This window comes from Pseudomonadota bacterium (genome assembly GCA_016927275.1).
GTDB lineage: Bacteria > UBA10199 > UBA10199 > 2-02-FULL-44-16 > JAAZCA01 > JAFGMW01.
Window position 1 is genome coordinate 12,265 of record JAFGMW010000022.1, and the last position, 22,042, is coordinate 34,306.

Annotated in this window: 37 protein-coding genes and 1 tRNA gene; 4 read left to right on the forward strand and 34 right to left on the reverse strand. The window is 62.1% G+C overall.

Features of this window, described 5'->3' with window-relative positions:
- Positions 1–81 precede the first annotated feature (81 nt).
- The 4 genes from JXA24_01215 (at position 82) to JXA24_01230 (ending at position 4,316) form a co-directional block, all read left to right on the forward strand.
- A complete protein-coding gene (locus JXA24_01215) occupies positions 82–1,803 on the forward strand; it encodes a hypothetical protein (protein ID MBN1282377.1) in 1,722 nt (573 codons plus the stop codon).
- A 179-nt stretch (positions 1,804–1,982) separates the two neighbouring features.
- Positions 1,983–2,465: a hypothetical protein gene (locus tag JXA24_01220; GenBank protein MBN1282378.1), complete on the forward strand. Its 483-nt coding sequence runs from the start codon at positions 1,983–1,985 to the stop codon at positions 2,463–2,465.
- Between the two features lie 53 nt (positions 2,466–2,518).
- Positions 2,519–3,529, forward strand: a complete 1,011-nt coding sequence (locus JXA24_01225; GenBank protein ID MBN1282379.1) for a hypothetical protein — start codon at positions 2,519–2,521, stop codon at positions 3,527–3,529.
- A gap of 211 nt (positions 3,530–3,740) precedes the next feature.
- Positions 3,741–4,316, forward strand: a complete 576-nt coding sequence (locus JXA24_01230) for a hypothetical protein (protein MBN1282380.1) — start codon at positions 3,741–3,743, stop codon at positions 4,314–4,316.
- Between the two features lie 133 nt (positions 4,317–4,449).
- Here the strand turns inward: JXA24_01230 and JXA24_01235 are convergent.
- The 34 genes from JXA24_01235 to rpsJ form a co-directional block, all read right to left on the reverse strand.
- Positions 4,450–4,522: transfer RNA gene (locus JXA24_01235), tRNA-Ala, on the reverse strand.
- Positions 4,523–4,624: 102 nt separating this feature from the next.
- The gene (locus tag JXA24_01240; protein MBN1282381.1) at positions 4,625–5,416 is read right to left on the reverse strand and encodes a hypothetical protein; all 792 of its coding nucleotides are present in this window, start codon (positions 5,414–5,416) and stop codon (positions 4,625–4,627) included.
- Positions 5,413–5,925 carry a TlpA family protein disulfide reductase gene (locus tag JXA24_01245; GenBank protein MBN1282382.1) on the reverse strand — a complete coding sequence of 171 codons (513 nt, stop codon included), beginning with the start codon at positions 5,923–5,925 and terminating at the stop codon, positions 5,413–5,415. Before JXA24_01245 ends, JXA24_01240 begins: the two co-directional genes overlap by 4 nt.
- Positions 5,926–5,952: 27 nt before the next feature.
- A complete protein-coding gene (gene rplQ / locus JXA24_01250) occupies positions 5,953–6,522 on the reverse strand; it encodes a 50S ribosomal protein L17 (protein MBN1282383.1) in 570 nt (189 codons plus the stop codon).
- Between the two features lie 69 nt (positions 6,523–6,591).
- On the reverse strand, positions 6,592–7,602 hold the full coding sequence (locus JXA24_01255; protein MBN1282384.1) for a DNA-directed RNA polymerase subunit alpha: 1,011 nt from the start codon (positions 7,600–7,602) through the stop codon (positions 6,592–6,594).
- Positions 7,603–7,725: 123 nt separating this feature from the next.
- Positions 7,726–8,352: a 30S ribosomal protein S4 gene (rpsD, locus tag JXA24_01260; protein ID MBN1282385.1), complete on the reverse strand. Its 627-nt coding sequence runs from the start codon at positions 8,350–8,352 to the stop codon at positions 7,726–7,728.
- Between the two features lie 92 nt (positions 8,353–8,444).
- Positions 8,445–8,864 carry a 30S ribosomal protein S11 gene (gene rpsK / locus JXA24_01265; GenBank protein ID MBN1282386.1) on the reverse strand — a complete coding sequence of 140 codons (420 nt, stop codon included), beginning with the start codon at positions 8,862–8,864 and terminating at the stop codon, positions 8,445–8,447.
- A 48-nt stretch (positions 8,865–8,912) separates the two neighbouring features.
- Positions 8,913–9,299 carry a 30S ribosomal protein S13 gene (gene rpsM, locus JXA24_01270; protein MBN1282387.1) on the reverse strand — a complete coding sequence of 129 codons (387 nt, stop codon included), beginning with the start codon at positions 9,297–9,299 and terminating at the stop codon, positions 8,913–8,915.
- 14 nt (positions 9,300–9,313) lie between these two features.
- The gene (rpmJ, locus tag JXA24_01275) at positions 9,314–9,433 is read right to left on the reverse strand and encodes a 50S ribosomal protein L36 (protein ID MBN1282388.1); all 120 of its coding nucleotides are present in this window, start codon (positions 9,431–9,433) and stop codon (positions 9,314–9,316) included.
- A gap of 67 nt (positions 9,434–9,500) precedes the next feature.
- The gene (gene infA, locus JXA24_01280) at positions 9,501–9,719 is read right to left on the reverse strand and encodes a translation initiation factor IF-1 (protein ID MBN1282389.1); all 219 of its coding nucleotides are present in this window, start codon (positions 9,717–9,719) and stop codon (positions 9,501–9,503) included.
- A gap of 23 nt (positions 9,720–9,742) precedes the next feature.
- The gene (gene map, locus JXA24_01285) at positions 9,743–10,489 is read right to left on the reverse strand and encodes a type I methionyl aminopeptidase (GenBank protein MBN1282390.1); all 747 of its coding nucleotides are present in this window, start codon (positions 10,487–10,489) and stop codon (positions 9,743–9,745) included.
- On the reverse strand, positions 10,486–11,151 hold the full coding sequence (locus tag JXA24_01290; protein MBN1282391.1) for an adenylate kinase: 666 nt from the start codon (positions 11,149–11,151) through the stop codon (positions 10,486–10,488). The genes map and JXA24_01290 overlap by 4 nt, the downstream gene beginning before the upstream one ends.
- 53 nt (positions 11,152–11,204) lie before the next feature.
- Complete coding sequence (gene secY / locus JXA24_01295) at positions 11,205–12,512, reverse strand: preprotein translocase subunit SecY (GenBank protein MBN1282392.1); 1,308 nt, start codon at positions 12,510–12,512, stop codon at positions 11,205–11,207.
- Positions 12,505–12,954: a 50S ribosomal protein L15 gene (gene rplO / locus JXA24_01300; GenBank protein ID MBN1282393.1), complete on the reverse strand. Its 450-nt coding sequence runs from the start codon at positions 12,952–12,954 to the stop codon at positions 12,505–12,507. Before rplO ends, secY begins: the two co-directional genes overlap by 8 nt.
- 45 nt (positions 12,955–12,999) lie before the next feature.
- A complete protein-coding gene (rpmD, locus tag JXA24_01305) occupies positions 13,000–13,215 on the reverse strand; it encodes a 50S ribosomal protein L30 (GenBank protein ID MBN1282394.1) in 216 nt (71 codons plus the stop codon).
- Positions 13,193–13,699 carry a 30S ribosomal protein S5 gene (rpsE, locus tag JXA24_01310; protein ID MBN1282395.1) on the reverse strand — a complete coding sequence of 169 codons (507 nt, stop codon included), beginning with the start codon at positions 13,697–13,699 and terminating at the stop codon, positions 13,193–13,195. The genes rpmD and rpsE overlap by 23 nt, the downstream gene beginning before the upstream one ends.
- Position 13,700: 1 nt before the next feature.
- Positions 13,701–14,057, reverse strand: a complete 357-nt coding sequence (locus JXA24_01315; protein ID MBN1282396.1) for a 50S ribosomal protein L18 — start codon at positions 14,055–14,057, stop codon at positions 13,701–13,703.
- 3 nt (positions 14,058–14,060) lie between these two features.
- Positions 14,061–14,624 (reverse strand): 50S ribosomal protein L6, encoded by a 564-nt coding sequence (gene rplF / locus JXA24_01320; GenBank protein ID MBN1282397.1) that lies wholly within the window; start codon positions 14,622–14,624, stop codon positions 14,061–14,063.
- Between the two features lie 21 nt (positions 14,625–14,645).
- Positions 14,646–15,044 (reverse strand): 30S ribosomal protein S8, encoded by a 399-nt coding sequence (gene rpsH, locus JXA24_01325; protein ID MBN1282398.1) that lies wholly within the window; start codon positions 15,042–15,044, stop codon positions 14,646–14,648.
- Positions 15,045–15,089: 45 nt separating this feature from the next.
- Positions 15,090–15,275, reverse strand: coding sequence for a type Z 30S ribosomal protein S14 (locus JXA24_01330; protein MBN1282399.1), 186 nt, complete (start codon positions 15,273–15,275; stop codon positions 15,090–15,092).
- A 20-nt stretch (positions 15,276–15,295) separates the two neighbouring features.
- Positions 15,296–15,952 (reverse strand): 50S ribosomal protein L5, encoded by a 657-nt coding sequence (rplE, locus tag JXA24_01335; protein MBN1282400.1) that lies wholly within the window; start codon positions 15,950–15,952, stop codon positions 15,296–15,298.
- 28 nt (positions 15,953–15,980) lie between these two features.
- Complete coding sequence (rplX, locus tag JXA24_01340) at positions 15,981–16,301, reverse strand: 50S ribosomal protein L24 (protein MBN1282401.1); 321 nt, start codon at positions 16,299–16,301, stop codon at positions 15,981–15,983.
- Complete coding sequence (gene rplN, locus JXA24_01345) at positions 16,301–16,669, reverse strand: 50S ribosomal protein L14 (protein ID MBN1282402.1); 369 nt, start codon at positions 16,667–16,669, stop codon at positions 16,301–16,303. Before rplN ends, rplX begins: the two co-directional genes overlap by 1 nt.
- 42 nt (positions 16,670–16,711) lie before the next feature.
- Positions 16,712–16,978, reverse strand: a complete 267-nt coding sequence (gene rpsQ, locus JXA24_01350) for a 30S ribosomal protein S17 (protein ID MBN1282403.1) — start codon at positions 16,976–16,978, stop codon at positions 16,712–16,714.
- A 3-nt stretch (positions 16,979–16,981) separates the two neighbouring features.
- Positions 16,982–17,194 (reverse strand): 50S ribosomal protein L29, encoded by a 213-nt coding sequence (gene rpmC / locus JXA24_01355; protein MBN1282404.1) that lies wholly within the window; start codon positions 17,192–17,194, stop codon positions 16,982–16,984.
- A complete protein-coding gene (gene rplP / locus JXA24_01360) occupies positions 17,181–17,606 on the reverse strand; it encodes a 50S ribosomal protein L16 (GenBank protein ID MBN1282405.1) in 426 nt (141 codons plus the stop codon). Before rplP ends, rpmC begins: the two co-directional genes overlap by 14 nt.
- A gap of 15 nt (positions 17,607–17,621) precedes the next feature.
- Complete coding sequence (gene rpsC, locus JXA24_01365) at positions 17,622–18,293, reverse strand: 30S ribosomal protein S3 (GenBank protein MBN1282406.1); 672 nt, start codon at positions 18,291–18,293, stop codon at positions 17,622–17,624.
- Between the two features lie 55 nt (positions 18,294–18,348).
- Complete coding sequence (gene rplV, locus JXA24_01370; GenBank protein ID MBN1282407.1) at positions 18,349–18,681, reverse strand: 50S ribosomal protein L22; 333 nt, start codon at positions 18,679–18,681, stop codon at positions 18,349–18,351.
- Positions 18,681–18,980, reverse strand: a complete 300-nt coding sequence (gene rpsS / locus JXA24_01375; protein MBN1282408.1) for a 30S ribosomal protein S19 — start codon at positions 18,978–18,980, stop codon at positions 18,681–18,683. The genes rplV and rpsS overlap by 1 nt, the downstream gene beginning before the upstream one ends.
- Positions 18,981–19,004: 24 nt before the next feature.
- Entirely contained in the window at positions 19,005–19,832 is an 828-nt protein-coding gene (rplB, locus tag JXA24_01380; protein MBN1282409.1) for a 50S ribosomal protein L2, read from the reverse strand.
- A gap of 58 nt (positions 19,833–19,890) precedes the next feature.
- Entirely contained in the window at positions 19,891–20,175 is a 285-nt protein-coding gene (gene rplW / locus JXA24_01385; GenBank protein ID MBN1282410.1) for a 50S ribosomal protein L23, read from the reverse strand.
- Positions 20,172–20,792, reverse strand: coding sequence for a 50S ribosomal protein L4 (gene rplD / locus JXA24_01390; GenBank protein MBN1282411.1), 621 nt, complete (start codon positions 20,790–20,792; stop codon positions 20,172–20,174). Before rplD ends, rplW begins: the two co-directional genes overlap by 4 nt.
- Before the next feature lie 39 nt (positions 20,793–20,831).
- The gene (gene rplC, locus JXA24_01395) at positions 20,832–21,572 is read right to left on the reverse strand and encodes a 50S ribosomal protein L3 (GenBank protein ID MBN1282412.1); all 741 of its coding nucleotides are present in this window, start codon (positions 21,570–21,572) and stop codon (positions 20,832–20,834) included.
- Positions 21,573–21,619: 47 nt separating this feature from the next.
- On the reverse strand, positions 21,620–21,946 hold the full coding sequence (rpsJ, locus tag JXA24_01400) for a 30S ribosomal protein S10 (protein ID MBN1282413.1): 327 nt from the start codon (positions 21,944–21,946) through the stop codon (positions 21,620–21,622).
- Positions 21,947–22,042: the final 96 nt, after the last annotated feature.

The following is a 22,042-nucleotide window of genomic DNA, read 5'->3' on the forward strand; positions in this document are numbered from 1 at the left end:
GGTCTTTTCGTAGCAACTTTTTCGGGATCCTGCCGAGAACGATGGATGTGGGCCTCTGGACAGGCCCAGGGAGAACGCGCCATGGTTAAGATGACCCGCATACAGCACGACGCGCTGGACCGGATCGAGAAGCTCATCGATCGGGGCATACTACCCGAGGAGGTGGCCGAGCAGATCAGGATAGCCAGGAGCGGCGATTACGACAGGAATCTCATATTCAAAGCCTTTGCCAAGAAATACAACCGCGGCGACAGGATAGCGGTCAACTGGCTCATGAGGGAGCTCGGGGGCCTGCCTCCCCAGGTAAGGCCTGCGAGCTCCTCTCAAGAGCCGTATGTCGTGTACGACGACGACCCAGCCAGACCGATCGAGCACGAAGCTCCAGAGCTCGAACCGAGGTTGTTCCGAAAGAGGCTCGACGAGATGATCTGGGGGCTCAACAGGCCCCAGGAATACACGCCGCAGAGGATCGTCGACTCCGCGCTGAAAAAGCTCGGCGTCACGAAGGGGATGGACGGATACGAGCATGGCGCGGATGCCGCGACGAGGCTCCTCTCCAAGAAGATGGCCTTCGAGATCGTCTCCTCGCTGCGCAGGGGACGGCTGGACCCGCTGCCCATACCGCCGAACCCCACCTCGCCCGCCTTCGACGGGTTCATGTCGGAGAAGCTGCTCGTGGATGAGCGCATGATAAGGGAGTGGAAGGGCTGGGACGGATGGCCGCGCACCCTCGTCAACGTGTTCGCGGTCGTGCTCGGGGACGGCGTATCGCCGTGGCACGCGGCGACCCTGGTGGAGCGGAGGGAGCAGGAGATAACGCTCAAGCGCAGGTGGTATCTCGACATCGACGCCTTGGGCGTGAGATCGCAGCTCGGCTCCGCGGAGATAGACGTAACCGGCATCGAGAGCGACAGCGCCGGCGCCATAGGGCGCATGTACAGGAGAGTCGAGGACGCGGACAGGATACGCAGGGCGAAGGCCGAGTACGCGCGCTTTGACAGCACCGTGCACGCGGACGCGGGATACGACGGCGCGTCTGTGCGCGACCTCTACAGGGACATGCTCGCCCTGCATCAGGACGACCTTAACCTCGGGGCAAAGTCCTTCCTGCGCCTGCTCATGCCCTTCGTCCTGCCCATGACGCCGGCGGAGATCGAGAAGGCGATCCACAGGCAGGACGTGCCCGACGAGGTGCGCAGGCTGACGGCTCTGACCGTGCTCTACTGGCACACGCGGAGCCTGCACGGCCTTGCAGGGTGGCTGTCGAGGATCGTGCGCGACAACAAGACCTGCAGGACCATCAACGCGTTCTGCGCGAACAGGCTCGGGTTCAGCCCCGGCATGATCGGCCGCGACAGGGCAGCGCCGCCCGCCCTCATGAAAAAACTCGAGCAGATGGCCGATGCGGGGGTGGACCTCGCCCCGCTCATCAACACGCTGGCCACCATGTTCGCCGGCTCGGTGCCCGATCGCAAGGCAGCGGAGCTGCTGAAAACGGCCAAGGAGAAGAGGGCCAAGGCGCTTCCGCTCGATCTCAAGGAGCCGAAGGCTGCGACGACAGCCGGGCGTCGAAAGAGGGCGAAGGACAATGCGGTCGTGCGCGGCAACGGGCCCCGCAGGATGAAGCGCAAGGGGACCACGGGGGGCGATCAGCTCGCGCTCGATTTCGGAAAGACACAGGACAAAGGCGCCGCGCATTACATCCTGTCAAAAAGGGCCGCCCCGATCGTGCCGGGCGCGCCCGCCAAAATGGTTCTCGGCGCGCAGCTCATGCTGCCGGGGATCGCAAAACCCGGCAGATAGTGGAATGTCCACCCTCTGTGGCTTGAGGCCCCGGATTTACCCTCCCAGACATCCAGCAAAACCTCATAAGATAGGCTCAAGCGGACTTTATGTATTTGACATTGACACACAAAGCAAATAGAGTGACGCGCAATCGGATGAAAAGGCAGAATCAACGCAATAGCCAAGGGAGGTGTGAGATGAGGAGATTGACTGTTGTTGCACTGGCAGCACTGGCAGCACTGGCAATCGCGGGCACTGCGATCGCAGAGGTGCAGAAGAAACAGGTGATCAAAGCGGAGCCGCAAGCGGTCAAGGCCAAAGTACATATCCCCACCATGACGGCGTATGTGCAATGCCCGCCCACTGCCCATATCAAGGGCTTTGAAGTCAACCCGGACGGAACGCAGAAAGATAAAGGCTACTGGATTGACCGGGTGTGCCCGCAGGCGCCGACAGAAACCTCCTGGGGTCCGACCATCAGCTTCTCGACGCCGGTGAATGCCATGTGGAAGTTCGCAGGAAAGCTCACAGACGGTAAAATAAGCATGGCAAAGGGCGCCTTCACACACACCCAAGTCAACAAGGACAAACCGGACGTGGGACTCAACTTCGTCACGCCGATGCCCAAGGCTGTTAATGAGATATGGAACTGGAAAGGTTACCAGCCGCCCATTGAATAAGCATTGTCACATGCTGTGAGATCCAAAAAACCCCCGGTTTCCCGGGGGTTTTTTTGTGCCCTGAAAAACCGCGCACCTTTTCCAAAAATTCGCCGATAATATCTGCAGGACACAGGGACTTCACCAACGGGGGGTGGACCATCGAGACAAAGATCTTCAGCTGCAAACCCGCGCTCAACAACGCCCCGGAGAAGACCCCATTCTGCGAAGACCTCGCCGTGGCCTTCCATGCAGAGATGAAGGCCAAGGGCTACGAGTGCCGCATCGAGAGGTACGACGACTACATCGAGGACACCTCGACCGAGCAGCTGAGGTGCGAGACCTTCTACTCGGTCACCTGCCGCGAGGGCCCCGAGCTCTTCCGAAAGATGATGCTCGCCAGCGAGTTCCTCTACTATCTTGAGAATATCGAGTTCAACAACGAGTCGGACGGCACCTGCACCCTGTCGGACCCGTCCGGGCGCGAGCCGTCCAAGGACGACATCAATGCCTGCGAGGAGCTGAGCACCTGGAACGCCACGATCTGGATCGAGAAGTACATAAGGGACAACGAGCTTGAGAAAAGGCAAAAAGATAGGCTGCTTACGGCGATCGTGAAGGCGATAGACATAACCATCGAGAGCGATCCTTCCCGGCTGTGGTCCATGAACCGCAACGGAGTGATGGTCAGCAGGGCCTTCGATATCCTGAAACGCATAGGCAGCGAAGGCGACGGCATGACCGTCCCCATATTGATGAAGGCCATCAGGGCGAAGATATACGAGTACGAGGCCATCGTGGCCCTCAACGAGATCGCGCCGTACTCGAGCGAGCTGGAAGAGGCCCGCAATATCCTCAGGCTGTCCGTGAAGAGATACGTGCGCGGGACCATGGACCCTGAGAGGGCCGGCAAACTGCACGACCTGAGGATCAACTACTACGGCGCCATAAGCGTGATAGCCCCGGGCTCCAATGAGCAGCGCAAGGCCTGGAGGAACATCTGCGAGGGGTGGGACAGGTATCCCGACCAGCCCTGGGCCCGGGGATACCTCGACAAGTTCCGTGAGTTCTGCGGCCAGCGATAGAAATAATCAAGCCAATCAGCCCTTCGACTTCGTCAAAATATTGACATTATCCGACATATCTTCAATTTGATAAGTTCACGATTTAAAAATACCGTTGAAATAACAACGAATTTAGGTTGATTTTTTATATCAAGGCATGGCATAAATATTACTGTTATAAGACGCAGGGTCTTTATGATTTATAATTACTGCTAAATAAAGGAGGTCGCCGATGAAAAGAATACTGGTCCTGGCAGTAGCGGTGTCTTTAGGTTTTGCAGTCAGCACGGCTTACGGTGCGGAGAAGAGGGCAGTGCAAGTGGTAAAACCGCAGCAAATAGAAAAACAGCATATGATGCAGATTTCCAAGGATAAATATACTGTAAAGCTTTACTGCAAGGCTGGCAATATGTCCGCAGGGCCGCAGGGGCCGGGCGGCTATGAGACCAACGACCCTGTGACGGGCCAGCTCAGGGTATTCGAGATCGACACCGCCACATGCTCAGGCAACAGCTGTCAGCCGAAGAAGAACGGATATTTCAAACTGGTCAGCTGCCCCTCGCCACCATCAGCGACACAGGCGCTCACAGTCATTCTCCCCGCGAACAAAGTCTACTGGATGGCGGGGTATGCATCCAACAATCCCAACATGCAGCGAGGCGCATATATAGACACAGGCCTCCTGAAGCAGGACAAGACCGAGGACCTATTCTTCATGTATCCGCTCAGCGCGCTAGGCGGAGACGGTCTGGCCAGGTTCAACCAGGTGATGAGCTGGCCAATGCCTTCAACGGTCATCATTGAATAACATCGTCTCTTGTCACAAAAAACCCCCGGTCCTCCGGGGGTTTTTTTGTGCCTTTGGAACAGGCCCTGATCTTGGACGGCCACTTCAATTCAAATGCCGCATGATCTTTCGACACAAAAAAATATCGGGTCAGTGGAGCTGAAGGGAGTCGAACCCTCGACCTCTTGAATGCCATTCAAGCGCTCTCCCAACTGAGCTACAGCCCCACCAACCCGACATTTTATGAAAGAACGTATAGCCCTTTATGGGCTCGGATATATCATTGAGAAACCGTTGAAAGTCAACAATTTTTCAGCGAAATCAGCGAGTTACCATTGTATAAACAGCCCGCCCCCGGGGCCGTGGATCGTCTCTCCCCCGGTCTTTATCATCCTGTAGAAGGCCCTGGCCCCCACCGCCTTGTACTTGTAAGCAAGACCGCCCGTTATGTCGTAGACGTTCTTTCCGTTTATGAACGCCATGTACGGCTGTATGTCCAGGGTCAGGTGCCGCGTGAAATAGATGTACGAGGGAAAGCCGAACTCGAACCCGGAATGCCAGTTCGCGCCCTTGAGCGACTTCACCCCCATGGCGAGATTCACCCCCAGGAACTGCGCAAAGAGAGTGCGCAGCAGCCCGTGCCCCGATATGAAATCGAGGTCGCGAGCCCCGCCCTCCATGTACCTTATGTACTCCGCCTGCGCGCCGAGCATGAGATATCCGGCCTCGACCTTTCCCGCAGCTCCGTGGATGCCGTCAAAGACGTACTGATACGACGCGTCCACCTTTATCGTGGGGAGGGCGGGGCTCTCCGAGAGCTTGAGCTCCTCGTACATCTCCTTTGAGGAGACAGCGCCGGTCATCCCGAGCCCTGTGAGGAAGAAGGAGTAGAAGACCGACATGAAGCCCTCGGCCGCGATCTCCGTTCCGCCGGCCGGGCCCGCACCGCGCCGCTCATGATCGTGACGGTGATCGCGGCCATCCTCATGGCGCCTCGGCTCCGACTTCTCTATCTCTCCCTCGAAGCCCTCGAGTTTTCCCTTCTTCTCGGCCGCAGCGACCCGGCCGGCGAAACAGGCAACGAGGGCAGCCAGCGAGATGAGCGCTGCGATGCGCCTCATTCGACCCCCCCTATCAGTCCATCGACGCGGTCGCGCACATCCGGCGAGTCCCACTCAAGGGGCCCTGCCCCGCGCCACGCTATCCTGCCGCCCCTGTCCACGAACACCGTGTCGGGCACGGCAAAGCTGTGGTAGGAGTCGGCCACAGCCCCGTCCGGGTCGAAGAGGACCGCGAGGCCGGGCGCGAGCGCCTCTCCCGCGGCCGTCGCATCGGCAGGCCGTTCGTCGATGGAGACGGCCAGAACAGCCAGCCCCCTGTCAGCGTAGTCGCCCTGAAGCCTGGCCAGGGAAGGCAGCTCGCGCATGCAGACGCCGCACCAGCTGGCCCAGAAGTGCAGGATCACCGGCCTCCCGCTCAAGCCCTCGAGGCTCACTTCGGCGTTGTCCCCGGATCGGAGCATGAAATGCGGGGCTGCATCGCCTGCCGCCGGGCGGGTCAGATACTGCAAGGCCGGCATCGCCAGTATGGCGACGCCGGCCGCAACAATCACGTACCAGATTCTCTTCATGTCTTTCTTTCAGCTTTGAGCTTCTATCTAGTCCCCCCTGCCGGACTTGCGGGCCCTGGATGCAGGGGCCTTCTTCGCGGTCGACTTCCCCCTGGCGGGCGCCTTGGCCCTCTTCTCGAGCCGCGGCTTTGCCGCCTTGCCCGCTGCCTGCTTTTTAGCGGCCTTCTCAGCCGGGGCCTTCCCCGCCCTGGGTTTGGCAGCGCCCTTCTCGCCATGCGGCGCAGCCGCTTGCCCGCCCTCGGCGGTCGAGAGATACTCGATGGCAGCCATGGGCGCCGAGTCGCCGTGGCGCCAGCCGAGCTTGAGCACGCGCGTGTAGCCGCCCTGCCTTTCGGCAAAGCGCGGGGCGAGGTCCTCGAACGCGATCCTGACGGCCTTGGGATCACGGACGATGGCGATGGCGCGCCTGCGGGCCGCCAGCGTCCCTCTCTTGCCCAGGGTGACGATGCGGTCCGCCAGGCCGCGAAGGACCTTGGCCTTGGGCAGCGTCGTCTCGATCCTGCCGTGCCTTATGAGCGAGGCGGCCATGTTGGCCAGCATCGCATCGCGGTGCGCCCTGGTTCGCCCCAGCTTGTTCGTAGCACAATGATGTCTCATATATTAACCCTTTTCATTCCGACCGATCACCAGTCACGAGTCACGAGTCACCAGTCACCAGTCACAGTTTTATTCCACGTCCTTCGGCCTGTACCTCTCCGCGTCCTCCACGGTGAATCCGTCCAGCTTCATGCCGAGCGAAAGGCCCATGCTCGTGAGGATCTCCTTGATCTCGTTGAGCGACTTGCGGCCGAAGTTCTTGGTCTTGAGCATCTCGGGCTCGGACCTCTGGCAGAGCTCGCCGATGTACTTTATGTTGGCGTTCTGCAGGCAGTTGGCCGAGCGGACCGACAGTTCCAGCTCGTCGACGCGGCGGTAGAGGTTTTCGTTGAGCGCCGGCTTCTCCTCGCTTATGAGCTCCTCCGCCGGCTCCGACACCTCGTCGAAGTTGATGAATATCTGCAGCTGCTCCTTGAGTATCTTGGCCGCGAACGCGAGCGCGTCGTCCGGCCTCACCGACCCGTCGGTGGTGATCTCCATCGTGAGCCTGTCGTAGTCGGTCCGCTGTCCGACTCGGGCGTTGGTCACGTTGTAGTTGCAGCGCACGATCGGGGTGTGGATCGAGTCTATCGGGATCACGCCCACAGGGTCCTCGGGCCTCTTGTTCTGCTCGGCGGGGACGTACCCCTTGTTCATCCTCACCGCCATCATCGCCTTGAGCTTTCCTTCGGGGCCCACGGTCGCTATGTGGAGGTCGGGATTGAGCACCTCTATCTTCTCAGACGTGACGAGATCCCCGGCCTTGATCTCCTTCTCCCCCTGAAAGTCGATCTTTATGGTGTCCGTTTCTCCCTCGTGGAGCTTGAGCCTGAGCTGCTTGATGTTCAGCACCATGTCGGTGATGTCTTCCTTGACGCCGGGCACGTTCGTGAACTCGTGCAGCACCCCGTCGATATGGACCGAGGTGACCGCCGCGCCCTGCAGCGAGGAGAGGAGCACCCTGCGCAGCGCGTTGCCGAGCGTGATGCCGAACCCGCGCTCGAGGGGCCTCGCCACGAATTTGCCGTACGTAGGGGTCAACTCCTCCCTGTCGAACTCCAGCCCCCGCGGCTTGATCATCCTTCTCCAGTTTCTGTACATCGCATCCTCCCTGGCGCCTCCACGCCGGCATTTTCACCGCCGGCTCCACAGCGCCTTGTTATCACTGATCAGTGACCGGCGATCGGTGTCAGTGATCCCCGATCCCTGATCACAGGTCACTTTTTATTTCGAGTACAGCTCGACAATAAGCTGCTCCTGGATGGGCATGGTCAGCTGCTCGCGCGACGGATATGCCATGAGCTTGGCCTGGAACTTGTCCTTCTCGAGCATCAGCCACTCCGGGAGCCCGCGGCGCTCCACGGACTCCATGGCCTCCATGATCGCCGTGACCTTGCGGCTCTTCTCGCGGACCGTGACCGCGTCGCCCTGCCTCACGAGGTATGAGGGGATGTTCACCCTGCGACCGTTGACCTCGAAGTGGCCGTGCCGGACCATCTGCCTCGCCTGGCTGCGGGAGCGGGCGAACCCCATGCGGTAGACCATGTTGTCGAGCCTGCGCTCCAGGAGCACGAGCAGGTTGTCGCCTGTGACGCCCTTCATCCTGTCCGCCATATGGAAATAGCGCCTGAACTGCTTCTCCAGGATGCCGTACATCTGCTTTGCGCGCTGCTTCTCCCTGAGCTGGGTGCCGTACTCGGAGAGTTTGCGGCGCGCCTGGCCGTGCTGCCCCGGTGGATACTGGCGCCGCTCGTAGGCGCACTTGTCTGTGAAGCAGCGGTCTCCCTTGAGGAAGAGCTTCATCCCGCCGCTGCGGCAACAACTGCAATATGACTCCCGATACCTTGCCATGTTTCCTCCAAAAAAACCCGTGATCCGTGATCCATTATCCGTGACCCGAAAAAAACTGCTCACTGCCCACCGATCACCATTCACAGCCGGTGTCAGACTCGTCTCTTCTTCGGCGGCCTGCACCCGTTGTGCGGGATCGGGGTGATGTCCCTGATGCCGGTGACCTTGACGCCGGTCTTGGTGAGAGCCCTGAGCGCCGACTCGCGGCCCGCCCCCGGGCCGTCCACGTAGACGACCGCCGAGCGGAGGCCGTGGTCGTAAGCCTTGCGGACCGCATCCTCGGCGGCCAGCTGGGCGGCGAACGGCGTGCTCTTGCGGGACCCCTTGAATCCGCGGACCCCGGCCGACGACCACGAGAGCACGTTGCCCTTGAGGTCCGTGACCGTGATGATCGTGTTGTTGAAGGTTGAGCGGATGTGCACGATGCCGACCGGCACGTTTTTCTTCACCCGCTTCTTGCCCTTCTTCGGCTTTACTTTTTTGACCTCTACAGCGCTCTCAGCAGTTGCCATCATGTCCTCCAAGGGCCCGGGGAAAAGGCCCCGCGGCCCGCCGTTTTTTTACTTCGACATCGGCGCCAGCTTCTTGCCGGCCACCGCGATGCGCTTGCGGCCCTTGGCCGTCCTGGCGTTGGTGCGCGTGCGCTGCCCGTGACACGGCAGCTTCCTGATATGCCTGTGCCCGCGGTAGGCGCCTATGTCCTTGAGGAGCTTAATGTTGCCCTGCACCTCCCTGCGCAGGTCTCCTTCCACCTTGAAGCCCGACTCGAGCACCTCGCGGATCTTGGATATCTGGGCCTCGGAGAGGTCGTCGGCGCGCAGGCTCTCTTCGATCCCCGCCATCTTGAGGACCTTTCTGGAGGTGGTCGGCCCGATCCCGTAGATATAGGTGAGGGCTACGACCGATCTCTTCTTCCCCGGAATGTCTACACCTGCTATGCGTGGCATGTCTTACTCCTTTGTTATTTGTATCCCTGCCTCTGCTTGTGCTTGGGGTTCGGGCAGATCACCCTGACGATCCCGCGACGGCGGATGATCTTGCATTTGTCGCATATCTTTTTGACCGACGAACGTACTTTCATGACTTCCTCCATCCGATCCCAAACGACGGGGATCCTTCGCTTCGCTCAGGATGACACCCTCCGGGTGTCACTTCGCGCGGTATATGATCCTCCCTCTCGAGAGGTCGTACGGCGACAGCTCTATCGTCACGCTGTCGCCGGGCAGTATCTTAATGAAGTGCATCCTCATCTTTCCCGAGACGTGGGCCAGGACCTTGTGCCCGTTCGGCAGCTCCACCCTGAACATCGCGTTCGGGAGCGTCTCCAGCACCTTCCCCTCGACCTGTATCGCTTCCTGCTTGGGCATTTTGCCTCTCGTCACTGCCTTGTCTACATCACGGTCAGGACCTCGGGGCCCTCGTCCATTATGGCGACCACGTGCTCGAAGTGCGCCGAGAGCCTGCGGTCCTTCGTGACCACCGTCCACCCGTCGGAGAGGACCTCTACCTCGTGCGTGCCGACGTTCAGCATCGGCTCCAGCGCAATCACCAGCCCGCGCCTGAGCTTCATGCCGGTGCCTGCGGTGCCGAAGTTCGGCACCTGCGGGTCCTCGTGGAGCTCCCGTCCGATCCCGTGGCCCACGTAATCGCGGACCACGGTGAACCCCGCCTCCGTGGCAACGCTCTCGATGGCAGCGGATATGTCGTGGAGATGCCCGCCGACTACCGCCGCCTCGATGCCGCTCTTCAGGGCCAGCTTCGCCGCCTCGAGGAGCCGTTTCGCCTCTTCTCCGACCTTTCCCACGGGGAAGGTCACGGCGTGGTCGCCGTAGAAACCGTCGAGCAGCACGCCGCAGTCCACGCTGACTATGTCGCCCGTCTCGAGCATGCGCCTGCCCGGGATGCCGTGGACGACCTGCTCATTCACCGAGACGCAGAGAGTATGCCTGTAACCCGGCACTGTCGGGAACGCGGCCCGCGCGCCCCTGGCCTCGATGAGCTCGGTGGCGATGCGCTCCAGGTCCATGGTGGTGACGCCGGGCGCTATCGACTCGCCGACCTTCACCATCGCCTCAGCGGCGATCCTGTTGGCCTTTCTCAGCTTCTCGACCTCGTCCCTGGACTTGAGCGCTATCATTTACACCCCGAGGCAGCCCTCTTATCAATCAAAGAACAGATGTTCCCGTATATCTCATCTATGCCCCCGACGCCCTTAACGTTGGCCAAAAGCCCCTTCCCTTCGTAGTGGCCGAGCAAAGGCTCGGTCTGGCGCTTGTAGTTCGCGAGCCTGGCGCGGACCGTCTCCTCGTTGTCATCCGCGCGCTGGTAGAGCCTGCCGCCGCACGCGTCGCAGACGCCGTCGCGGGCCGGCTTCTTGAAAAGAACGTGGTAGCCGGTGCCGCACTTCTCGCACTGCCTGCGGCCCGCTATCCTGGCGACGACCTCGTCGTCAGGTACGTCCAGGTTGATCGCGGCGAGAAGCCCCTGCTTCATCTCCGAGAGCATCCTCTCCAGCGCCTCGGCCTGCGCCACGGTGCGGGGGAACCCGTCGAGTATATAGCCCCTTTCACAGTCGGGCTTCGCAAGGCGCTCCCTCATTATGCCTATGATGACCTCGTCGGGCACCAGGGCGCCGCTCTCCATGTAGGAGCGCGCCTTCCTGCCGACCTCTGTGCCCTCGCCGACCGCCGCGCGGAGCATGTCGCCGGTGGAGAGCTGAGGGATCGAATATCTCTCCTCGAGCATCTTTCCCTGGGTCCCCTTGCCGCAGCCCGGGGGCCCCATCAATATTATGCGTATCGCCTCGGTCATCCTCTTAACCTTTCAGCTTTGAGCTTTGAGCTGGCAGCTGCTCAGCTTCTCCTCCCGCGGAATCGGCCGCCCGCCTTTGCCCCCAGGAACCCCTCGTAGTGGCGGGTGAGCAGGTGCGATTCTATCTGGGCCAGCGTGTCCATCGCCACGCCGACGACGATCAGCAGCGAGGTGCCGCCGAACGTGTACGCCAGCGAAGACGGTATGCCGAACCTCTGTATCAAAAAGTACGGAAGCAGGCATATCGCAGCCACGTAGAGCGCCCCGCCGAGCGTGATGCGCGTGAGCACCCTGTCTATGTAGTCCGAGGTGTTCTTGCCCGGCCTGATCCCCGGGATGAACCCGCCGTACTTCTTCATGTTCTCCGCCACGTCGACCGGGTTGAAGGTCACCGCGGTGTAGAAATACGCGAAGAAGATGATCAGCCCGCCGTAGAGCGCGCTGTGGAACCACCCGGTGGAGAGAGTGGCCGCCACCTTCTGCATCACGCCGCCCGGAGAGAACTGCGCTATCGTCGCGGGGAACATGATGATGGAGGAAGCGAATATCGCCGGGATGACGCCCGCGGTGTTGACCTTGAGCGGGAGGTGCGAGGCCTGGCCGCCGTACATCTTGTTGCCCACCACGCGCTTGGCGTACTGCACCGGTATCTTCCGATAGGACCTCTCGACGTATATGATGATGGCTATGATGATCGCGATGAAGGCGAGCAGCATCAGGAAACCGAAGAACCCGCCGTACTGCTCCTTGGTGGCCCACGCGTCGCGGAAGCCGACCGGGATGCGGGTCACGATGCCGGCGAAGATTATGAGGGAGATGCCGTTTCCGATACCGCGCTCGGTTATCATCTCGCCCAGCCACATGAGGAATGAGGTGCCGGCCGCCAGCGTGACCATCGTCGTCAGATAGAACTCCCAGACCGGCACGCCCGGCAGAACCGCGCCCTGCTTATGCAGGCCGACGCTGATCCCCAGGCCCTGCACCAGGGCGAGCACGACCGTGCCGTACCTCGTGTACTGGGTGATCTTCTTGCGCCCGCCCTCCCCCTCCTTCGACAGCCTCTCTATGGAGGGGACCACCACCGTCAGGAGCTGGAAGATGATCGACGCGCTGATATAGGGCATTATGCCAAGGGCGAAGACCGAGAACTGGGCAAGCGCGCCGCCGGAGAACAGGTTGAAGATTTCAAAGACCGTGCCCTGGGATACGATGTTTCGGACGGCGTCAGCGGAGATGCCCGGCGTCGGCACGAATATGCCGATGCGGTAGACGCCGAGCAGGAGGATCGTCAAGAATATCCTCTTCCTGAGCTCGGGTATCTTCGCTATGTTGGTTATGCTGTCAGCCACGCACTACCTCGGCCTTTCCGCCCGCCGCTTCTATCTTCTTCCGGGCGGAATCGGAGAACGCAGCTGCCTTGACCGTGAGGGCGCTCGTGATCTCGCCCCTGCCGAGGACCTTGAGCCCGTCCATGCCTTTTCTCACCAGGCCGCTCTCGATCAGCGCCTCGAGGGTCACCTCGGTGCCGGGAGCAATCCCCGCGAGCTTGTCGAGGTTGACCACCGCGTACTCGGTGCGGAATATGTTGGTGAAGCCGCGCTTGGGAAGCCTGCGCGAGAGCGGCATCTGCCCGCCCTCGAAGCCCATCTTTCCGCCCGAGCCCGCGCGGGCCTTCTGGCCCTTGTGGCCCCTGCCCGCTGTCCCGCCCCATCCGGACCCGGTCCCTCGGCCGACCCTCTTCGTGCGCTTCGCCTGCTTGCCGGCAGGCCTCGGTATCTCGTTGAGCCTCATCTTGAGTATCTCCTCGCCGCGCCGCCTGGGCGCAGCAGCACTTTTTTAGCCGCGCCCGCGCGACGGCTCGATGGAGAGCCCCTCCTCGACTATCTCGACGAGATAGGGGATCTTGGCCACCATGCCGCGCACCGCCGGGGTGTCCTCGAGCACACGCTCGTCGCCGGTCCTTCTGAGCCCCAGGCCCAGCGCCGTCCCGCGGTGCTTCGGGATCCTGCCGCAAGCGCTCCTCACCAGTTTAACCCTGATTGCCTTGGTCATCGCCTGTCCTCATGAGCGCCTTCTGTTCGGGCGAGATCAGCTGCGAAAGCCCGTCCAAGGCCGCCTTGATGACGTTGTGCGGGTTGTTTGTCCCTATGCACTTCGTCAGGATGTTGCGGATGCCCGCCGCCTCCACCACGGCGCGGACCGGGCCGCCCGCAATGACGCCAGTACCGGGGGAAGCCGGCTTCATGACGACCTTGCCGGCCCCGAACCTCCCGAACACCTCATGCGGTATGGTGTCGGATATCACGTTGACCTTAACCATCTCGCGCTTGGCCTGGTCGGTGCCCTTCTTTATGGCAGCGGGCACCTCCTTCGCCTTGCCGAGGCCCACGCCGACGCGGCCGTTTCCGTCGCCGACGACAACCAGCGCCGAGAAGCTGAAGCGTTTTCCGCCCTTGACCACCTTGGCGACGCGGCTGATGTGGACCACGCGCTCGATGAGCTCGGATTTAGTTCCCTGTTCGAAGTCTCTCCTCATATCAGAACTTCAATCCTTTCTGCCGCGCTGCGTCCGCCAGCTCCTTCACGCGGCCGTGAAAGATGCTTCCGTTCCGGTCGAAGACGACCTTCTCCACACCTTTGGCCTTCGCGCGCTCCGCGATCGCCTCGCCGACCAGCTTTGCGGCCGCGCGGTTGCCCGTCTTGCCGCCGCCTGCCAGACCCTTCTCGCAAGTCGAGGCCGCGCACAGCGTAGTGCCGGCGGTGTCGTCTATCACCTGGGCGCCGATGTGCCTGAGGCTTCGAAAGACCGAAAGCCTCGGCCTGTCGGCGGTCCCGAAGACGTTCTTGCGGATGCGCCTCTTGCGGCGCTCGCGCCCTGTGAGTTTCATCGCCATTTATCAACCTCCCGTAGCACCCGCCGCGGCCTTGCCGACCTTGCGGCGCACGTATTCCCCTGCGTATTTGATCCCCTTGCCCTTGTACGGCTCGGGCGGCCTCATCCTGCGGATCTGCGCCGCCACCTCGCCGACCAGATGGCGGTCGGCGCCGGTGATCTTCACACGCGTCTGCTTGTCCACGTCGATCTTTATGCCGGCCGGGATTTCGAAATCGATTGGGTGGCTGTAGCCTAGGTTGAGCGCCAGCACCTTGCCCTTGACCTCGGCCTTGTAGCCGACGCCGATGATCTCCAGTTCCTTCGTGAAGCCGTCGGAGAGCCCCGTCATGATGTTCTGCACAAGCGCGCGCACGAGGCCCTGCTCCCTCCTGCCCTGAACGCCGTCATCGCGCCTGGTCACCGTGACCGCCCCGTCCTTGAGCTCGACAGCGACCCCGGGGAAGCGATCCGGCTTGATGTCGAAGGAGAGCTCACCCTTCGGGCTCTTCGCGGTCAGAAGCGTTCCGCTCATGTTCGCAGTGACGCCCTTGGGGACGACCACCGGCCTTTTGCCTATGCGTGACATTCTCTTTCTCCCTTTATCCTGTTACCAGGCTGTGCAGAGGACCTCTCCGCCGAGCCCCTGCCTCTTTGCGTCCACGTCCTTCATTACGCCCTTCGAGGTCGTGAGGATGGCGACGCCCACCCCCTGCCTGTTGGGGCGTATATCCGACGCTCCGATGTAGCAGCGCCTGCCGAGCTTGCTCGTCCGCTCCAGGCTCCGGAAGACCGGCTCGCCGTCCGGCATATACTTGAGATCGATCACGATCGATTTCCTCGTGCCCTCGCCTGCGACGTCCACGGCCTTGAGGAACCCCTCGGAGGCCAGGACCCTTGCCAGCGCCTCCTTGATGCCGGAGTAGGGCACGGTGACCTTGTCATGCTTCGCGTGTACGGCGTTTCTTATGCGCGTCAGCATGTCGGATATCGGGTCGTTGACAACCATATCTGTTCACCTCATTCTCTTTCGCCTCGCCAGCGAGGCCCTGGTTTACCAGCTCGACTTCACCACGCCGGGAAGATCGCCCCTGAGGGCCATGTTCCTGAAGCAGATCCTGCACATGTCGAAGCGCCTCATGTACGCCCTGGGGCGCCCGCAGATCGGGCAGCGGTTATATGCGCGGACCTTGAAGGCCGGCTTGCGCTTCGACTTAACTACCAGCGATGTCTTTGCCATACTCTCTCCCTTGATGCGCCCTATTCGCTCCTGAAGGGCATGCCGAGAAGCGCCAGCAGCGCCTTGCCCTCCTCGTCGCTTTTGGCAGTGGTGACGAACGTGAGGTTCATGCCGTTCACCCTCTGCATCTTGTCCACGTTGATCTCCGGGAATATCGCCTGCTCGGTGATGCCCAGAGTGTAGTTGCCGCGGCCGTCGAACGAGCGCGGAGGAACGCCCTTGAAGTCGCGCACGCGCGGGAGCGCGATGTTCACGAGCCTGTTCATGAAATCGTACATGGTCTTGCCGCGCAGCGTGACCCTGGCGCCGATCGACTGCCCCTTGCGGAGCTTGAAGTTGGCGATCGACTTCTTGGCCTTGGTGATGCAGGCGCGCTGGCCGGTGATGAGGCCTATCTCCTCCGCCGCGCGCTCGAGCATTTTGATGTCCACCAGCGCCTCCTTCGTGGAGGTGTTCACCACGATCTTGGCCAGGCGCGGCACCTGCATGACGTTCTTGAAGCCGAACTGCTTCATCAGCTCGGCTATGCACTCCCGCTTGTAGCGGAGCTCGAGCTCGGACGGCACCTTCGGCTTCGCCTCGCGGCGCGGCTTCTCCTTCGCGGCGCCCTCTGCGCCCTCAGGCTTCGCGGCCTTGCCCTCGGCCTTTTTCTTCTTCTTCGCCTTGTCCTCTGACACTTTCTTCCTCCTTGAGCGCCTTTGGGCCTCACGCCTTCGCCGCGGCGATCACCTCGCCGGAGCGCTTAGAGATGCGGAACTTCTCGCCCTTGACCGTTTTGTAACCGACCCTGGACGCGCGTCCCGCCTTCTCGTCGTAATACATGACGTTGGAGACCGCCAGCGGCGCCTCCTTCTCGACTATGCCGCCCTGCTTGTGCGACTGCGTCGGCTTCTGGTGCCTCTTGACCATGTTGAGGTGCTCGACCCACACTAGGCTCTTCCTCGGGTCAAGGCGCATCACCCTGCCGGTCTTCCCCTTCTCGCGCCCCGTCGTCACCTTCACCATGTCGCCCTTGCGTATCTTCATCAGAGCACCTCCGGTGCCAGCGATATGATCTTCACGAACTTGCGGGCGCGGAGCTCCCTTGCCACCGGCCCGAATATGCGGGTTCCGATCGGCTCGCCCTGCTCGCTGATGAGGACCGCGGAGTTCTCGTCGAACTTGATCGTCGATCCGTCTGTGCGCTTTATCTCCTTCTTCGTGCGCACGATCACCGCCCTCTTGACGTCGCCCTTCTTCACCTTGGCCCTGGGCATCGCCTCCCTGATCGAAACGACGATTATGTCGCCCACGCCGGCGTAGCGCCGCCTGGAGCCGCCGAGCACCTTGATGCACCGAAGCAGCTTCGCGCCGGAGTTGTCCGCAACCTGCAGCTCTGTCATCTGCTGAATCATATGGCTCTCCTGCCGGGGGGCGCCTTCATGGCGCCCTCCCCATCACTCGACCTCTGAGGCCTTCTCGAGTATCTCGACCACCCTCCAGCGCTTGCGCCTGGACAGGGGACGGCACTCCCGTATGGCTACCACGTCGCCCTTCTTGCACTCGTTGCCCTCGTCGTGCGCCATGTACTTCTTGCGGCGCCTCAGGTATTTGCCGAAGTCCGGGTCCTTGACCGTCCGCTCCACCCGGACCGTCACGCTCTTGTCCATGGCTGTGCTCATCACAACCCCGGTCCTAGTCTTGCGCGATTGGATACCAGTCATGGCTTACGCGCCTCCTTTCGTGCGGGCCTCGATGTCGCGCTCGCGCATTACCGTATGCACGCGCGCGAGGTCGCGTCTCGCCTTCTTGATATTGGCGGTCTCCTTGAGCTGACCCGCGCCCTTGCGGAAGCGAAGCCTGAAAACCTCGTCCCGGAGCCTCTCGACTTCCTTCACCAGGTCCGCGTTGGACCTGTCACGCACCTCACTTGGATTCACGATAGACCTCCCGCTCCACGATCTTAGTCTTCAGCGGCAGCTTGTGCGACGCGAGCCTGAGCGACTCGCGGGCTATGTCCGCGGTCACCCCCTTTATCTCGTAGAGCATCCTGCCGCGCTTGACCGGGACGACCCACTCCTCCGGGGAGCCCTTCCCCTTTCCCATCCTGGTCTCAGCCGGCTTCTTGGTTATCGGCTTGTCCGGGAAGATCCTGACCCAGAGCTTGCCGCCGCGCTTGGTGGCGCGGCTCATGGCCATGCGGGCCGCCTCGATCTGTCTCGAGGTGACCCACCCGTGGGTCAGGGACTGGAGCCCGTAATCGCCGAAGGAGAGGTTGCAGCCCCTCCACGCGACGCCGCGCAGCCTGCCCTTCTGCTGCTTCCTGTATTTCGTCTTCTGTGGCTGTAGCATCTTCTGTCGCTCCCTTTACCTGGGCTGCCCCGGCAGCAGGGACTCCCTCTTCTCAGGCAATATCTCGCCCTTGTAGACCCACGCCTTCACGCCGATGATGCCGTATGTGGTCCTGGCCTCGGCGAACCCGTACTCCACGTCGGCCCTGAGCGTGTGCAGCGGCACCCTGCCCTCGCGGTACCACTCGCACCTGGCGATCTCGGCGCCGCCGAGCCTCCCGGCGCACTGGACCTTGATCCCCTCTGCCCCAAGCTTCAGCGCGGAGGTGACCGCCTTCTTCATGGCGCGGCGGAACGCTATGCGCCTGATCAGCTGCTGCGCTACGTTCTCCGCCACCAGCTGCGCGTCGATCTCCGCCTTGCGGACCTCGCGGATGTTTATCTGCACGTCGTCGGCGGCCGCCACCCTCTTCTGGATGTCCATCCTCAGCGCGTCGATGCCGGCGCCCTTCTTGCCGATCACGAGGCCTGGCCTGGAGGTGAATATGTTGATCGTCACCTTGCCGGCGGCGCGGTCGATATCCACGTGGGAGACGCCGGTGTGCTCGAGCCTCTTCTTGATCTCCCGGCGGATGAACAGGTCCTCGTGGACCTGCCTGCGGTAGCCGTCCTTCTGGGCGTACCACTTGGAGTTCCAGGTCTTGCTGACACCCAGCCTGAATCCTATAGGATGCGTCTTCTGTCCCATTTTCTCTCCTCACAAACCGGGACCCGGAACCCGGGACCCAAAAAAGAACATCCGGTCATCTCTGATCAAGCGTTATGCTGACTTTGCTGCTCCTCTTGAGCACCGGGCTGGCGCTGCCCCTGGCCCTGGGCATCCAGCGCTTCATCGTGGGGCCCTTGTCAACGAGCAGCTCCTTCACGTAGAGCCTGTCCAGGTCCATCCCGCCCTTCTGGTCCGCATTCGAGACCGCGGACTTGATGAGCTTCAGCAGCGGGCGCGCCGGGCTTCGGCGGCAGAAGGTGAGGTAGTCGATCGCCTCCTGCACCCCCTTGCCCCTTATCTGGCTCGCCACCACCTGAACCTTGCGGGTGGTCATGCGGATGTTCTTTATCCTCGCTTGAGCCGGCATCATGCACCTCCGGTCGGGGTCGCCGCCACCTGGGTCTTCCTCTCTCCCGAGTGGACGCGGAATGTCCGCGTGGCCGCGAACTCGCCGAGCTTGTGGCCCACCATGTTCTCGGTGACGAAGACCGGTATGAACTTGCGCCCGTTGTGGACCGCGATCGTGAGCCCGACCATGTCGGGTATCACGGTCGAGCGCCTGGACCAGGTCTTGATGAGCTGCCTGTCCCTGGTCTCCTGCGCAGCCTTCACCTTCTTGAGAAGGTGATCGTCTATGAACGGGCCTTTTTTGAGCGAACGAGCCATATCCTGATCCTCTCCAAAATTGGTTTACTTCGCCCTTCTGTCGCTGACTATGAAATGCTGCGTGCGATCGTTGCACCTCGTCTTCGCGCCCTTGGTCGGCCTGCCCCACGGAGTGACCGGATGGCGGCCGCCCTTGGTGCGCCCCTCGCCTCCGCCGTGCGGATGGTCGATGGGGTTCATCGCCGTTCCCCTCACGTGCGGCCTCCAGCCCATGTGGCGAACGCGCCCCGCCTTGCCCAACTCGACGTTCTCGTGGTCGACGTTGCCTACCTGGCCGATCGTGGCCCAGCAGTTCACGTGCACTATCCTCACCTCGCCCGACGGCAGCTTGACCTGCGCGTGGTTGCCGTCGCGGGCCATGAGCTGCGCCACCGCCCCTGCGCTGCGGACGATCTTGCCGCCCTCCCCGGGCCTCAGCTCGATGTTGTGGATCGAGGTGCCCAGCGGGATGTTCGACAGCGGAAGCGAGTTGCCCGGCTGGATCTCGGCGCCGGCCGAGGCCATGAGCGAGTCGCCGATCTTGAGGCCCACCGGGGCGAGTATGTAACGCTTCTCGCCGTCGGCGTAGGCGACCAGGGCGATGCGGGCCGAGCGGTTCGGATCGTACTCCAGCGCCTTGACGGAAGCGGGGATGTCCCTCTTGTCGCGCCTGAAGTCGATGATCCTGTACTTCAGCTTCGCGCCGCCGCCCCTGTGCCGCATGGTGATCCTGCCGTTGCAGTTGCGCCCCGCGTGCTTGCTGAGCGCTTCGGTCAGGCGACGCTCCGGCCTCTTGGACGAGAGCTCCGAAAAATCGTAGGAGCTCATCCCTCTGCGCCCAGGCGTTGTCGGTGCGTAATTCTTGAGTACCATGGCTGTCCTCTTCTATATGACTGCCTTACAGTCGTTTGATTTGGCTTGCCGCCTGATATCACGCGCCTTCCATGAACTCTATGCGGTCGCCCTCCTTGAGCCTCACGATCGCCTTCTTCCACGGCGAGAGCTTCCCCATGTTCTTGCCCACGCGCTTGTACTTCGCCGGCATGGAGATCGTGCGCACCTCCTCCACCGTCACCTTGAAGACGCCCTCGACGGCCCTGCGGATGTCCGCCTTGGTAGCCTTGAGGCTCACGTCGAAGGTGTACTTGTTGTCCTCCTGGGCCATGGTGCTCTTCTCGGTGACCAGCGGCCTCTTTATGACCTCGAACATGTTCATGGCTTGAGCACCTCCTCGACCTTCTCGAGCGCCGGCCTCGTGATGAGCGCGTGCTCGTGGCGCATGAGGTCGTATACGTTCAACCCCTCGCAGCGGATCATTCGGACGCCGCTTATGTTGCGCAGCGACTTGCGCAGCGCCTCGTCATCCCCGGCGACGACCACTACGCAGCTCGCAACGCCCAGCTTCTTCAGCGCATCGGCCATCGCCCTGGTCTTTATGCTGCTCACCTTCAGGTCTTCGACTATGAGCAGCCTGCCCTCCGCCTTCTTGAGGGAGAGCGCATGCCGGAGCGCAGCGCGGCGCGCCGCGGCCGGGAGCCTGTAGCTGTAATCCCTGGGCCTGGGGCCGAACGCCTTGCCGCCGCCCACGAATATATTGGCCTTGGCGTCGCAGTGGCGGGCCCTTCCAGTGCCCTTCTGGCGATACATCTTGGCGGTCGTCCCGCTGACCTCGCCCCTGTTCTTGCACCAGGCCGTGCCGCTGCGGCGGCCGGCGAGCTGCATCCTCACAGTCTCGTAGATCAGCGGCGTCTTCGGCTTGAGGCCGAAGATCGCGTCGTCGAGATCGACTTCGCCAACCTTCGCGTTCTCCATGTTCAGGACCGGCTCCTTCACGGTTTCGCTCCTTTGCGCCCTGCTGCTGTGCGCTCCGCGTTACTTGTTCTCCGCCGCATCGGCCTCGCCCGCCTGCTCCGGCGCAGCCGCATTGTCCTCCGTCATCGCCGCCGGTGAAGCGGCAGCGCCCCTCTTCAGCTCCTGCCTCGTCTCGAAGGAGCGGTCCTTCGGCACCACCAGCAGCATCCCGCCCCTCGAGCCGGGCACCGAACCGCGCACGAGGATGACGTTGTCGTCCGGCCTCACCGCCACGACCTCGAGGCCGTCGATGGTTATGCGCTCGCAGCCCATGTGCCCCGGCATCTTCATGTTCTTGGGGACGCGTCCCGGCCAGGTCCTCATGCCTATGGACCCGGGCCTGCGATGGAAATCCGATCCGTGCGAGGCAGGGCCGCCGTGCTTGCCGTGGCGCTTCATGACGCCCTGGAAGCCGCGACCCTTGCTGATACCCGTCACGCTGACCACGTCGCCCGGCTTGAATCCTGCCGCGATGAGCTCGTCGCCGACCTCGAAACCCGAGGCCCCGCCGGTGCGGAACTCCCGCACGTGGGAGAAGAGAGGGAGGCCCTTCTTCTCGAAGTGGCCCTTCTCGGCCCTGGACATCCGCTTGCCCCTGGAGCGGCCGAAACCGAGCTGCAGCGCCGAGTAGCCCTCCTTTTCGGGGAGCTTCCTCTGCACAACCGTGCACGGGCCGACCTCGATGGCCGTGACCGGCACGTTCTCTCCGCCGTCGGCGAACATCTGCGTCATCCCGACTTTTTTTCCTATCAGACCCAGCATAGAAGCCTCATTCTATCTGGCGCCGTCGGCGCCGGCCCTCTGCGGCCTCATATCATCTTTATCTCGACGTCGACGCCGGCCGAGAGCTCGAGCTTCATGAGCGCGTCGACCGTCTGCTGCGTCGGCTCCAGTATGTCCACCAGCCTCTTGTGCGTGCGGATTTCAAACTGCTCCTGGGAGCGCTTGTCCACATGCGGGCTGCGCAACACCGTGTACTTCTCGATCTTGGTCGGAAGCGGTATGGGGCCCGCGAGCCTTGCGCCCGTGCGGTTGACCGTGTTCACTATCTCTGATGTGGACTGGTCAAGCAGCTTATGATCGTAGGCCTTGAGCCTGATCCTTATCTTCTGCCCCTTCTCCGCTGGTGTAGACATGCGTTCTCTCCTTTGAGCTTTCAGCTTTGAGCTGCTATTCGAGTATCTCGGTGACGACGCCTGCGCCCACCGTCCGGCCGCCCTCGCGCACCGCAA